At 66.7% G+C, this 13150-nt stretch carries 11 protein-coding genes (1 of these 11 running past the window's edge); 6 read left to right on the top strand and 5 right to left on the bottom strand.

Going from position 1 to position 13150, the window contains the following annotated elements; genetic code table 11:
- The first annotated feature begins 1 nt into the window (after nt 1).
- From AZC_RS03190 to AZC_RS03175, 4 genes are read left to right on the top strand one after another with little or no spacing between them, the layout of a single operon-like run.
- Nucleotides 2–1420: a MotB family protein gene (locus tag AZC_RS03190; RefSeq protein ID WP_012169156.1), complete on the top strand. Its 1419-nt coding sequence runs from the start codon at nt 2–4 to the stop codon at nt 1418–1420.
- Nucleotides 1420–4038: a chemotaxis protein MotC gene (locus AZC_RS24225; RefSeq protein ID WP_012169155.1), complete on the top strand. Its 2619-nt coding sequence runs from the start codon at nt 1420–1422 to the stop codon at nt 4036–4038. Before AZC_RS03190 ends, AZC_RS24225 begins: the two co-directional genes overlap by 1 nt.
- Nucleotides 4035–5954 carry a flagellar hook-length control protein FliK gene (locus AZC_RS03180; protein WP_012169154.1) on the top strand — a complete coding sequence of 640 codons (1920 nt, stop codon included), beginning with the start codon at nt 4035–4037 and terminating at the stop codon, nt 5952–5954. Before AZC_RS24225 ends, AZC_RS03180 begins: the two co-directional genes overlap by 4 nt.
- Complete coding sequence (locus tag AZC_RS03175; protein WP_070097019.1) at nt 5899–6522, top strand: transglycosylase SLT domain-containing protein; 624 nt, start codon at nt 5899–5901, stop codon at nt 6520–6522. The genes AZC_RS03180 and AZC_RS03175 overlap by 56 nt, the downstream gene beginning before the upstream one ends.
- 192 nt (nt 6523–6714) lie before the next feature.
- On the opposite strand, the gene AZC_RS03170 is transcribed toward AZC_RS03175, so the two are convergent.
- On the bottom strand, nt 6715–7425 hold the full coding sequence (locus AZC_RS03170; RefSeq protein ID WP_012169152.1) for a protein phosphatase CheZ: 711 nt from the start codon (nt 7423–7425) through the stop codon (nt 6715–6717).
- Nucleotides 7426–7616: 191 nt separating this feature from the next.
- On the opposite strand from AZC_RS03170, the gene AZC_RS03165 reads away from it, so the two are divergent.
- Together AZC_RS03165 and AZC_RS03160 are read left to right on the top strand one after the other, a co-directional pair.
- Entirely contained in the window at nt 7617–8000 is a 384-nt protein-coding gene (locus tag AZC_RS03165) for a response regulator (RefSeq protein WP_012169151.1), read from the top strand.
- A 912-nt stretch (nt 8001–8912) separates the two neighbouring features.
- Nucleotides 8913–9581 carry a response regulator transcription factor gene (locus AZC_RS03160; protein ID WP_012169150.1) on the top strand — a complete coding sequence of 223 codons (669 nt, stop codon included), beginning with the start codon at nt 8913–8915 and terminating at the stop codon, nt 9579–9581.
- Between the two features lie 230 nt (nt 9582–9811).
- On the opposite strand, the gene AZC_RS03155 is transcribed toward AZC_RS03160, so the two are convergent.
- The 4 genes in view from AZC_RS03155 to AZC_RS03140 are tightly spaced (at most 30 nt apart) and all read right to left on the bottom strand, a layout consistent with a single transcriptional unit that may run on beyond the window.
- Complete coding sequence (locus tag AZC_RS03155) at nt 9812–10600, bottom strand: response regulator (RefSeq protein ID WP_012169149.1); 789 nt, start codon at nt 10598–10600, stop codon at nt 9812–9814.
- On the bottom strand, nt 10597–11817 hold the full coding sequence (locus tag AZC_RS03150; RefSeq protein ID WP_012169148.1) for an EAL domain-containing response regulator: 1221 nt from the start codon (nt 11815–11817) through the stop codon (nt 10597–10599). Before AZC_RS03150 ends, AZC_RS03155 begins: the two co-directional genes overlap by 4 nt.
- 30 nt (nt 11818–11847) lie before the next feature.
- Complete coding sequence (locus AZC_RS03145; RefSeq protein WP_012169147.1) at nt 11848–12219, bottom strand: response regulator; 372 nt, start codon at nt 12217–12219, stop codon at nt 11848–11850.
- Nucleotides 12219–13150, bottom strand: the 3' portion of a protein-coding gene (locus AZC_RS03140; protein ID WP_012169146.1) for a sensor histidine kinase. The gene runs 769 nt beyond the window's last position; only the last 932 of its 1701 coding nucleotides appear in the window; its start codon lies off the right edge, out of view; its stop codon occupies nt 12219–12221. Before AZC_RS03140 ends, AZC_RS03145 begins: the two co-directional genes overlap by 1 nt.

Genomic DNA, 13150 nt, shown 5'->3' with positions numbered 1-13150 from the left:
CATGGCGGACAAGGGCGAACACCACGAACTGATCATCATCAAGCGCCACGAGGACGAGGAGCACGAGCATCACTCCTCCGCGTGGAAGGTGGCGCACGCCGACTTCATGACGGCGATGATGGCGTTCTTCCTCATCATGTGGCTGATCAACGTCACGGATAAGGATGTCCGCAAGGCCATTGCCAGCTACTTCAATCCGGTTCACCTCGCCGAGAGCATGACCGAGCGCAAGGGCCTGAACGAGCCCGAGGACATCAAGCCCGACGGCACCTCCGCCGACGGCGACCAGAAGTCCGCGCTGAAGGAAACCGCCGGCGCCGGCACCGGTCCCGGCTCCGACACGCAGCGCGGCAAGCAGGACCGCGCCGCCTTCCAGGACCCCTATGCGGTGCTCTCCAAGCTCGCGGGCGAGGCCGATCCGTCCGAGATGAGCACGCCGGATGCCGCCGTGGGCGAGACCGGCCAGCCGGGCAATTCTGCCGGCGACGCCGTGCGCGACCCCTTCGATCCCGTCTATTGGCAGATGAACCAGGCCCGCAAGATGCGGACCGAGAAGCCTGGCCCGCAGAGCCTCAACGCCCCCACCGCATCGCGCCCCGATGCGGCCGTGTCGGCGCGCGGCGGCGGCGATTTTGCCACCGACGGCGACGTCTTTTCTCCGCAGCCGCAGGACGCGGCCGAGGCGCAGGCGTCGGCCCAGCAGGCCAACGCCCAGGCAACGGCCGTCGGCGGCAACGGCGCCCCCGCCGCAGCGCCCAAGGCCGATCCGAGCAAGCTCGACGCCACAAAGGCCGCGCCCTCGGCCGGCAAGGGCGACATGGCGCAGGGCGAACTCGCCAAGGGCGATGCCGCGAACGGCGCCCAGGCGAAGGGCGCGGCCGCCAAGGGCGACCAGGCCAAGGGCGAGCAGGCGAAAGGCGATGCCAATGCCGGCGCCGCCACCTTCAAGATCGACCAGGCCAACGCCGACAAGCTGAAGACCGAGGCGGTCGCCGCCGTGCAGTCGAATCTCGGCAGCGTCGCAGCCCCCAAGGTGGACGTGCGCGTGACCAAGGAAGGCATCGTCCTCAGCCTCACGGACGACATCAATTATTCCATGTTCCCGGTCGGCTCGGCCGTGCCGGACGGACGTCTGGTGCGCGCCATGGCCAAGATCGGCGAGGCGCTCGGCAAGCGTCCCGGCGAGGTGGTCATCCGTGGCTATACCGATGGCCGCCCCTATCGCTCCGACACCTATGACAACTGGCGCCTCTCCACGGCCCGTGCCCACATGACCTATTACATGCTGGTGCGCGGCGGCCTTCAGGAGCCACGGGTGGCGATGATCGAGGGCTATGCCGACCGCAATCTGAAGAACAAGGCGGAACCCTACGCCGCCGAAAACCGCCGCATCGAAATTCTGCTTCGGGTGCCCAACTGATGCGCCTCGGATCCGTCTCCCACCTCGCCCTCGGCCTCGCCCTGCTGCTCGCCGCGCCGCAGGCCCATGCCGAAGACTTCAACCTCTTCAAGCTGCTAGCGCCCAAGCCTGCGAACACGCAGGCACCGGGCGATGCGGCTGTGGACGGCACGGATGGCGGAGCGTCCGCCGAAGCGCCCGCCCCGCTGCCCCAGCGTCGCCCGGCGAGCGCCGAAGCGGTACCTGCCGCCGACGCGGCCGGCAAGTCGATCGCGGCCCTTCCCGCGCCGCAGTCCACGCAGGCCCAGCCGGCGCTCGCGCAGTTGCCCGTGCCGCTGCCGCCGCGCCGGCCGCATATCGAAGAGGCCTCCGCCCTTCTCCTGCTTCAGGTCGCCCCCAAGACAGCCCAGGTCACGCATCCGGCACCCGCCGCGCCCGCGATGACGCAGGTGGCGGCGCCCACTGCCGCGCCGGTCCGCCAGACCGCCCCCGCCGCTCCGCAGCGCGTGGCCGACACCTTCATCGTTCCGGCCGCTCCGGCCATCGCACCGGTTCCCGGCCCCCGCTCCGAGGATGGGCCGGTGGCCGGGCTCGATCCGCGCCCGGTGCGCGTGGTCGCGATCAAGCCCGAAGTGAAGACGGCGGGCGCCGCGCCCCAGAAGCCGGCTCCGAAGACCAACGCCAAAACCGCCGCCGCCGACAAGGCGAAGGCGGCCGCGCCCACGGCAGCTCATACCGCACCTCAGGCGCCCGCCCCGGCTCCGGCCGTGGTGGCGCAGGCGCCGAAGGCGGCGCCCGAGCCGGAACTGCTCGCCGATCCGATGCCCGAGGTGGTCGTCGGCCCCCGCGACATTCCGGTGAAGGACGCCGTTCAGGCCGTGGTTCTGGCGCAGACCCCGCCGGAATCCGCTGTGCCCCGGATCACGCCGGTCGCCGTTGCGGCCGCGGCACCGGCCGCCCGCCCGCGGACCGAAGACGGCCTGCCGCCGCAGCTCCCGCCGGATCCGTCCGTCGTGGCCGAGGCCATGCTCCAGCGTATCCCCACCGTGACGTCCGCCCTTGCCGGCATCGTCTCGGCGGTCGGCCCGACGCCGGCGCAGGCCGCCGGCCAGAAGGAAATCCCGCAGCCTCCGGCGGACACCAGCAATTCGCCGCCGCCGCCCGATCAGGCGATCCCGGTCGAGCGCAGCACCGGCCCCCTGCCCTATGAGCAGGTGCGCCGTCTGCAGCGCCTTCAGGACCGGATCGCCACCGGCGACACCGCGGCGCTCCAGGCCCAGCGGGCGCTCATCGCCGAGATCGAGGACGCCTTCCACAAGGCCGATCCCAAGGTCTGGCAGGACCCGCGCAATGCCCGCGCGGCGGTCGTCTTCTTCCTCAGCGGTGGCTCGCCGAAGGAGCTGCGCAATCTGCTGTCGCTGAAGCCCGCGCCGGCCATCGACGAGCGCCTGCTCCAGGGCGCGCTCGCGTACGTCGAAGGCCGCCCGGAGGACGCCGAGCGCTATCTGGCGAACATCAACCCGCTGCAGCTGCCCGACGCGCTGGGCGGCCAGATCGCCATGGTCCAGGCCGCCGTCACGGTCGGCAAGGACCCGCGCAAGGCCATGGCGCAGCTCGATATCGCCCGCCTCGTCATGCCCGGTACGCTGGTCGAGGAAGCAGCTCTGCGCCGCGAGATTCTCGTCGCCGCCCAGCTCGGCGAACTGAACAAGTTCGAGCATCTCTCGAAGCAGTATCTCTACCGCTTCCGGCACTCGGTCTATGCGGGCAACTTCCGCCAGCGCTTCGCTGCCGCTCTGACCCGCATGGCGTTCGTGAACGACCGCGACCAGTTCCAGCGCCTCGTATCGCTGCTGCAGCCGCTCGATCGCGACAGCCGCGTCGACATCTATCTCATGGTGGCGCGCGGCGCGCTCAACCAGGGCAAGTTCACGGCGGCCTCGCTCGCCTCCGAGCGCGTGCTTGTGGATGCCGACCCCGTGTCGACCGACGCCGAGCGCGCCCGCGTCTACAAGGCCGCCGTCAACGCGGCTTCCAGCAAGGAAGTGGATGCGGCCGTTGTCGAGCTGAAGAGCATCATCCGCAGCCGGCTCCCGCCGGACGACGTGATGCTGCTGAACGCCGCGCTGACCACGGCGGAGCTGGTTCGCTCGGCCGGCGAGACGGTGAAGCAGGCGGCGGTGAAGCCGCAGGTGAAGGTCGACCCGATGCAGGTGACCCACACCGCCGGCACGGCCCTGCTGCCCAAGTGGACGGCCAACGAAACCGTGCCCGTGGCCCAGCCGGCGACCGCCCAGCGCAGCGATGCCACGAGCGCGCAGGCCCAGATCGCGGCGCAGGTGCAGGCCGCGGCCCAGTCGCGCGGCGTTGCCCCGGGCCAGCCTCCGGCCGGCGGCCCGCCACCGGCCGCACCCGGTGCCGTTCCCCCGCCTCCCCCGCCCGCGGGACAGGCCGCGCGCCCGGCGCCGCAGGCACCCGCCGCGCAGACGGCGCAGGCTGGACAGCCGGCTGCGGCGCCCGCCCCGGAAGCCAAGCAGCCCTCGCTCTTCGACGAAGGTTCGCCGGCTGGTGCACTCGTCAGCCGCGCGCAAGGCACGCTCGATAAGGTCGACGCAATGCTGAAGGAGTCGCCTTTATGAGCGCATTGAACATCTCCCGTGCCCTGCCCTCGGCCGTCACGTCCGACGTGAGCGCCGGCAAGGTCCAGGAGATGGGCGGTGACGAGGGCGGAAACGGGTTCGCGGACGTGTTCCGCGATCTAGGCCGCGCGTCCAGGGACGGCGGCGAGAGCCTGTCCGGCGCCAAGTCCGACAAGGCCGGCGAAGAGCAGGCCGGGCGCAACGGCAAGGCCGCCGACCAGAACGCAAAGCCGGACAAGGCATTTTCGCTCGCGGACGCGCTCGCCACTGCGGCGAGCAAGCGCAGCGCGGAGACCGCCTTTTCCAACGCATCCATCAGCTCAACTCCGGACGGCGCGACGACCGCACAAGCCTCGACCCTTCTTGCAATGTTCGACGGTGCGACACCGGGTCAGGACGGCGCGGATGCCTCGTCGAGCGACGTCGCGACGCCCAAGGACGACCAGGGCAAGGGCAAGTCACAGACGGAGATGGAGCGGGCCGCGCGCGGCCGCCGGCTGGCCAATGACGGCCTCAACCGCCTGCTGTTCGGCAGCCAGGACGGCATCAACGGCCTCAGCCCCGCCACAAAGCCTGCCGTGCTCTCGGACGACGAGATCCGCAGCGCCAACGCCGATCAGCCCCTCCTCATCAGCGAGGCGGACGATACACAAGGTGCAACGGATGCGAACGCGTCCGCGACGCCTGCTCTGTCCGATCCGGCGGCCGTGGTCCTTCAGGGACTGGCGCAGCTGACCGATATGGTTCCGCGCACCACCGAGGACGGCCAGACGGACGGGCGGGATGCCGCCCCCACGGCCGTCGTCGCGCCGAACACCGGAGACCAGGACGGCGGCACCGGACAGGGCCGGACGCTGAGCGTCTCGGTGCTCTCGCGGGAAACCCATTTCGCCCCCATCCGCACGCTGGCCATGAATGGCGGTAGCGCACCGACGGATGCGGCGGCAACTTCCGCCGCGGCGGCGCCCCTCGGCACCGACACGACCGTCGCCAAGCCCGAAACCCGCGCTGCGGCCGGCCTGCGCGGCCTGCGCCCCGAGCGCCTGGCGGTGCAGGACACGCCCGGGGCCGCTCCCCTCTCCGGCAAGACCGTCATTGCGGATGCGGGAGAGGACGCGACCACCACCGGCTCCACGCAGGCGACCGTCGCCGATGCTGCCCGCACCGGCACCCGGCAGGACAGCCGCAGCGGCAATTCCGGCAAGGACGACCGGAACCAGCCCGACACCCAGCGCCTGACCGAAACCACGGCTGAGGCCGCGCGATCGGACGTGAAGCAGGGCCAGACCTCAAATGTCAGCGAAGCCGCCCACGGCACGGCAGAGACCGCGCCGCTGACCGGAACCGCCGGCATCGCTCCGACCAATGCCATCGCCACGCCCAACCTGCCGGCCCTCCAGCAGATCGGTGCAGCCATCGCGGCCGAAGCCACCTCCATGGACCAGGGCGCCGGCATCGCCAGCGCGGATTCTTCCACTGCGCAGGTTCTCGCCGGGCCGGTCCGCATCCTGCAGATCCAGCTCAAGCCGGACGAACTCGGCACGGTGAACGTGCGCATGCGGCTCAGCGGCGGTACGCTGGAGATCCAGTTGCGCGCCAGCAATCCGGAAACCGCCCGGATGCTGGAGCGTGATCGCGACGCCCTCACCGACCTGCTCAAGGCGTCCGGGATTTCCGCCGATACGATCTCCATCGTCGGTATCGACGGGGGCACGAGCCAGATCACCGGCCGCGATGCCGGCCGTCCCTTCGAGGGCGACGGCGCCCAGACGCAGCCCGAGGCGCGGGATTCCCGTGATGGCCTCGACCAGGATAACCGCGGCTCCGGCAACGACGACAGCCAGAAAGGAGGCAGGGATGATGAAGCGCGCAACCGTAGCCGTTCTGCTGACGCTGGCTTCGATTTCCGCGTTTAGTCCCGCGCAGGCCGGCCCGCCCCAGACGGTGCAGCCGGACGCCTGCGAGAAGGAACTGGTGCGGGCGGCGGCCAAGTACAAAATCCCGCTGCCGATCCTCTATGCGGTCGGCCTTACGGAGACCGGCGTCAACGGCAAGATGCACCCCTTCACCCTCTATATCGAGGGCAAGGACTATCAGCCCAAGACGCTGACCGAGGCCCTGGCCCGCTTCAAGGAAGCCAACGACCGCGGCGTGAAGCTGATCGACATCGGCTGCATGCAGGCGAATTTCTACTGGCACCGGGCCGAATTCAAATCGCTCGAGGCGATGTTCGATCCGCGCGAGAATGTCGAGCAGGCCGCCCGCTTCCTGAGCGAGCTGAAGCAGCGCCACGGCAGCTGGACCATGGCGGCCGCACGCTATAATGCCGGCCCGAACAACAATGTGGCCCAGCACCGCTATGTGTGCCGCGTGATGAAGAATCTGGTGGCGGTCGGCGTCGGCGCCTGGACGCCCTCGGCCAAGGCCTTCTGCGACGCCCCACCCCCCTCGCCCCAGCAGGCTCAGGTCCAGCAGCCGGACTGACACGCCGAGGCATCCATCAAGCCAGCAAGCCGCCTCTCGGGGCGGCTTTTTCTTTTCCGGCGATGCGTCCGGGCTCCGCGCAACAAAAAGGCCGGCGCGCGGCCAGCCTCGGAACGGGTGTTGCCGATCAAGGATCAGCCCCAAAAAGAAAGGCCGGCACAAGGCCGGCCTTTCGGATCGATGCGGGTCGCGTCAGGCGAAGAGGGAGTCGATGTCGTCCTGCGACACCACATTCTCGTCGGTCGCGAGCGCCGGACCATTGAGAAGCTTCTCGTCCCCCTCGCGCTGGGCGATGCCGGAATTCTGGGCCACCATGTCGGCACCGCCCCAGATGTCCGTCATACGGGTGACGCGCTCTTCGATGAAGACCATCAGCTTCACGACCTTTCGGATGCGCTGGCCGGTGATGTCCTGGAAGTTGCACGCCTCGAAAATGCGGACGATCTGCGCCTGCATCTCCTCGGCCATCGTCAGATCCTCGCCCGAAAGGCGCGCAGCCAGCGTGGCGATGGAATTGTCGATGGTTTCGGCCGCCGAGAGGATCACCTCGGTGGCGTCTTCCGTATCCTGCACGACATGGTCGAGCTCGTCCGTGGCGGTGAACAGGTTCTCGCCGCGGGTGCCCTCGGAATGGAGGGTCGCGATCTCGCGCTTGGTGCTGCGAATGGCGTCCTGGATCGTCTCGATACCGGCCCACAAGGCGTTCCGGTCACGCTCGCGATCCACCGACGGATCACGCTCCTTGAACTTCGAGATCTCGGTGCGAACCGCCTCGAGTTCATTGAGAATCCTATCGAGTTGACCGTCGAGGCCATTTGCAATAGGGCCGCTGCCAGCGGGTTCCACAATGCTGGTCATGCGGTCCGAAGCCTCGATGCGAAACGGCCGTCGGCTAACCGACATCCGAACCTCCTTACTGGGCAGTCGACGAATGATGGTGTACTTCTATAGTTCATCGCAACCGATGTCGGATAGTCCCCCCCATCTAGCGTTGCAAGCTTGGGGCAAGGTGTTATTGGCTAAAACGGAAACTGCCCAGCCGATGAGTCACCTCTCGGTAGTATCGACCTTGCTTCCCGCTAACGGAGTGTGCCATGGCGGTTGACCTGACAATGCCGGTTCTCGTCGTCGATGATTATAAGACGATGGTTCGGATTATTCGTAACCTCTTGAAGCAGATCGGCTTCGAGGACGTTGACGAGGCGTCCGACGGGACCGAGGCGCTCGCCAAGCTGAAAGAGCGCAAGTACGGCCTCGTGATTTCCGACTGGAACATGGAGCCGATGACGGGTTACGAGCTGCTGAAGCGCGTGCGTGATGACGCCGATCTCAGCGACATCCCCTTCATCATGGTGACGGCGGAAGCCAAATCCGAAAACGTGATCGCCGCCAAGAAGGCCGGCGTGAGCAACTATATCGTGAAGCCGTTCAATGCGCAGACGCTGAAGGGCAAGATCGACACCGTGTTCGAGGCCTGATCGGGCGACAGCCCCTTCGCCTCTGCGGTCTGCACATCGAAGGGCGAAAGCCCTTCCCGGGAATGGCCCCGCCCGGCCCACGGCATGTGTCCGGGCAGGTATCGGCAGGGCGAATATTCGGGCCGGATGCTCCGCATCCGGCCCGAGCGCTTTCTAAGCGCCGGCCGACATCCTGAACGGTAGAGGAACGGGGCATGGATCGCGTGCCCGCGCTGCCCGTCAGAGCCGCGCCAGCGTCGCCCCTCCTTCAGATCCGTTCAGCCCCCTTCGGAATCCTTATCCCTGCGCTGCCGGGCGTCCCGGTTTTCTGGACCGCACAGGATGGTCCCATCTGTCCGCAGGCCAGGGCAGGCTCGTGGACGACACATGAGGCCTCAACGTCCGTTGTACGGGGCGCCGCGCGAACCTGAACGAATTTTCAGATTAACGAGAAGCCTGAACGTCCGTTCATAGATATTAATGAACATTTCGACAGAAATGACGAGCGCGCTACAACTTCCGATTCTGCAACGCGGGAACTCTCTGCAACCGATTACGTTCCTGATCGGATGAAGCTTGCAGGACGCTTTTTACACAGGGCGTTTTTGCCTCGTTTCCTCCCATAATTGGCCCAAATCGGCGTCAATCTAAACGGGAGGTGACAAGGCGGACAAATCCTGGAGTGGTATTTCGCTCGAAATTCGCTCGAAATTTAAAGGATTTGCAACACGCAAAGCGAAAAGCACATCCGCCGCAGCGCAACTGAGCCCAAACTGGATCGATTCTGCGTCCATTCGTGAATCTATTGAGATTGCCCGTTCACCCCCCGGCCGGTAACCGTTTCTCAACGAAGCCTCGGAACCCGCAATCAGCCGATGCCTCGTTTCTGAATCGCACCGCGCCGCCAGGCGCGACTGTACGGGGGATGCAGCCATGTACGTCGTCGTTGATCAACGAGCCACTGTCACGGACGGTTACGTTTCCAGCTTTTCGCGCGAGGGCTTCTCGTCCCTCGGCCTCGGGTGCAACGAATTCAAGGAATGGCTAAATACGGCGTCCGACCAGGACATCGGTGCCGTGCAGGGCTTCCTCCTTGGCGAGTTCGACAACCGCCCGGCCTTCCCGGAAATGATCCGCACCCACAGCCGCGCGCCGATCATCGCCCTTGAGGACGTGCGCTCGCTGCAGCAGACGCTGGAACTCTTCACCGCCGGCATCGACGACGTGGTCCGCAAGCCCGTCCATGTCCGCGAGATCGTTGCCCGCTCGGACGCGGTGTGGCGCCGGGTGAACTCGGCCGCCGGCCCGGCCACCAACGGCCGCCTGCGCGTGTTCTTCGATGGCCGCGACCCGGAAGTGGACGGTGTTCCGCTGCCCCTGCCCCGCCGTGAGCGTCATATTCTTGAGTATCTGGTCAAGAACAGCCGCCGCCGCGTCACCAAGACCCAGATCTTCAACACCATCTACGGCATCTTCAACGATGACGTGGACGAGAGCGTGATCGAAGGCCACATGAGCAAGCTGCGCAAGAAGCTGCGCATGAAGCTCGGCGAGGACGTGATCGACGCCAAGCGCTACATCGGCTACCAGTTCATCGGCTGATCAGGAAGAGCGTTCCCCCGGCAGGCCTGCATCTCCTGCCGGGGCGCCGCCCTCGCGGCGGTTCGTGACGGTGCAAGAGGACGAAAGACAACGTTCGCATGCCTGTTCCGCGACGCATGTGAACCATAAACCCGATGCCGTCCCGCCTAAGGGCCGGGGCGATGCATCTCCCGAAGCCAGACGCACGGGATGAGGGCACGCCGGAGATCCGGCGCGCGAAGTTTCAGATTTCAGTCGAGCTTCAGGCCAAGACGGCCCGCCTGCTTCTGGACGAACGCTTCCATGCGCTCGCGTCCCATGGCGGTGAGCTTGACGAGGATGCGCCGCCGATCGCCGGGATCGGGAATGCGGTCGAGAAGCCCGGCATCCTTCAGATCATCGATGCGGCGCAGGGCCGTCGTCGTCGGCACGCCGGACGCGATGCACAGGCTCGTCACCGAGATGGGACGGTTCGTGGCTTCCGCAACCGCCAGATCCAGCAGCATGTCCCAGGCCGGATCAGAGAACAGCCCCGCCTGGAAGATCGCATCGCGATCCGCCCGTGCGGCCACGAGCGCCTTAAGATAGTTCGGCCGCGCGGTGGGCTGCACCAGAGTGGTGGGATTGCCGTTCGCCGCCGCCGTCTCGTCTTCCACCAGCGAGAACGCCCGATGGATGGCGTGCGCCACCTCTTCGGCCGACAGCGGCTTCTGAAGGAAGTCCACCGCGTGCAGGCGCAGGGCCCCGACCGCCCGGTCGAGCGAGGCATGGCCGGTGATGACGATCGCCGCCATGGGCTTCGTCCGCCGGCGGACCGCCAGCTTCTGCAGGAGTTCGATGCCGTCGATGCGTGGCATCTGCAGATCCGTGACGATCACCTGGAGATCGTCATGGCGCTGCACGATGTCGAGCGCCTCAACAGCCGTTTCAGCCGTCAGCGAGGGCAGGCCCAGCGCATCAAGCCCCTCGCTGAGTTCGGCGAGGACATCCGGATCATCGTCAACCAGCAGAACGCGCGGAACGGAGTTTTCGGTGCTCATGATATCGGAACCACGTGATCCGGAGCGAAGGGCGCCCCGCGGGATGAACTGGCTGCCAGCATGGCAAGGAGATCCGGCAAATGTTGTTTTCTCGACACGAGATAGCCTTGAACATAATCCACGGGAAGGCTGCGGACGAGCACAAGGTCATCACGCGTTTCAACGCCCTCCGCCACGACCGTCAATCCGAGACGATGACCGAGTTCGGCCACCGACACAAACACGCTGCGGGATTTGCTCCAGGTTCGTGCCTGAGCGAGCAGTTGGAGATCGATCTTCACTTCCGTGATCGGCAGATTGGCCAGCTGGAGCAAGCCGCTCTGCCGGCGCCCCACGTCATCCAGCGACAGGCCGAATCCCGCGAGGCGCAACCGCGCCAAGATTGCCAGTACGTCACTTGAGGAATCATAAATTGCATCTTCGGTGAGTTCGAAGATGACATGCCGGGGCATGAGGCCCTCTTCGTGGATCGGCGACAGCAGCCGTTCCGAAATGTCCGGCAGGCACAGCACCTCGAAAGGCAGATTAACGCTCACCGGCACATCCCAGCCCGCATCGATCCAGGCCCGGCACGCCGCGGCAGAACACCGCAGCACCTCGAGGCTCATCGCCCCGATCAGTTCCGGCTCGCGGGTGGCGGCCCGCACGATGATTTCGGGGGAGACATATCCGAGCCGCGGCAGGTCTCCGGTCAGCAGCGCTTCCGCCCCGGCGAAAATCAGCCCCTTGGCGGTCACCTTGGGCTGGAACGCCACGGAGAGTGCGCGTTCATCAATGGCTTCGGCGAGCGCCGAGCGGATGTCGGCGTCGGACCAGGCGATGCTCGCGCCGGAATCGAGCGGCACCCAGGATTGACCGAGCAGCCGCAGCACATCCTCGGCCGTGAAGGGCTTGCGCAGAACACCCGCGACCTGGAGGTGCTCCCGGCGCGCCACGGCGGCCGCCGTCTGGAGCACATCCTCGCCATGTCCGGAAATGAAAATGATGCGGGGGGCCTGCGGCACATGGGCGAGGCGGCCGAGGACACTGAGCCCGTCCGTTCCCGGCATGGCGAGGTCGAGGATCACCACGTCGAAGGCCCCGAACTCGGCGTCGGTCAGGCTCCGGGCATCGCCCCGCCCTTCGGCCGAAAAACCGGCACCCACGAGAAGCTCAGCCAGATCTTCCCGTAATTCCGGTTCATCATCGAGAACGAGCACGGCCTGGGCGCGCGGCATTCTATCCCCTGTTGGCGCCCTCCCCGGAGCTCAGCCGGCAAGGAGACGCTCAATTCCCTCCATCACGACCACCGGATCAACCGGCTTCACAAACAGAAAATCCGCTTTGAAGTCCGCCGCTTCGGTCTCGCTCACCACATGGCCAGTAATAATCGCAACAACCTTCGGCTGCAATTCCTTTGGAAGCCCGCGGACGTGCGACACAAGCTCGGCTCCATCGTGATCGGCGATGCGCAGGTCGGTGAGGAGGCAGTTGGGCACGAAGCCGTCATGCAGCGCGGCGCGGGCCGCGGGCGCCGTCAGGCACACACGCACGTTCCACCCCAATGAGCTGAAAAACTCCCCCAGTTCCTCGGCCAGCTCCTGTTCGTCGTCACAGATCAGAATCGAATAACCCGGCATCAGGCAACATCCTGGGCTTGCGTGCGGGCCGCCGGCAGAACGATGGTGAAGCGCGCTCCGCCCTCCACGTTCTCGGCAGCAATGGTCCCGTTCATGTCACGCACCACATTGCGCGCCATGGAGAGACCGAGACCAGTGCCCTTTTCCGCCGATTTTGTGGTGCAGAAGGGATCGAAGATGTTGCCCAGAATATCATTCCGGATGCCGCCCGCATCGTCCGTCACCTCGATCACCACCTCGCCGCCCCGCACCACCGCACGCACCACCACCTGTGGCTGGTGCGTATCCTGCCGCTGGCTGTCGTAGGCATCGCGCGAATTGATCAGCAGGTTCACGATCACCTGCTCGAACATGGTCTGGTCGCCACTCACCAGAAGCTCCGGGGAGACCTCGAGATCGAGCACCATGCGGATGCCCGCGGCGCGATATTGCTCGGCCACGAAGCCCGCCGCCAGCTCAACCGCCTGCCGCAATACGAAGGAGGCGGTCTGATCGCCGGGCATGCGGGCATAGCGCCGCACCTGATCGGTGATGCGTTTCGCCCGGTCCACCTGCGCACCGATGCGATCGAGCTTGCTGGTGATGGCCTCCGGATCCGCTTCGCTCAGCACCAGCCGGCGGGCATTGGCGACCGCCATCTTGATCACCGCGAGCGGCTGGTTGAGCTCATGGGCGATGGCGGTGGCCATCTCGCCCAGGGTCGCGAGCTTGGCCGCCTGCATCAGTTGCAACTCGGCATTGCGCACCCGGCTCGTGTCGGTCAGCAGGATGAGGATCTGGGGGCGCCCTTCCCAGATCACGCCGCACACCGCGCCGCGCAGGGAGACGATGTCGCCGAGCGGCTTGGCGAACGCCATGGACAGCGTCCCGGTCTTGCGGCCGTTCTCGTCGATCGCCGCCTCGAACGCGGCGCGGATCAGCCGCCGCCATT

It is taken from the genome of Azorhizobium caulinodans ORS 571 (genome assembly GCF_000010525.1).
Classification (GTDB): domain Bacteria; phylum Pseudomonadota; class Alphaproteobacteria; order Rhizobiales; family Xanthobacteraceae; genus Azorhizobium; species Azorhizobium caulinodans.
Note: the sequence above shows the minus strand (reverse complement) of the source record. Positions and strands in the feature narration are given on the sequence as shown.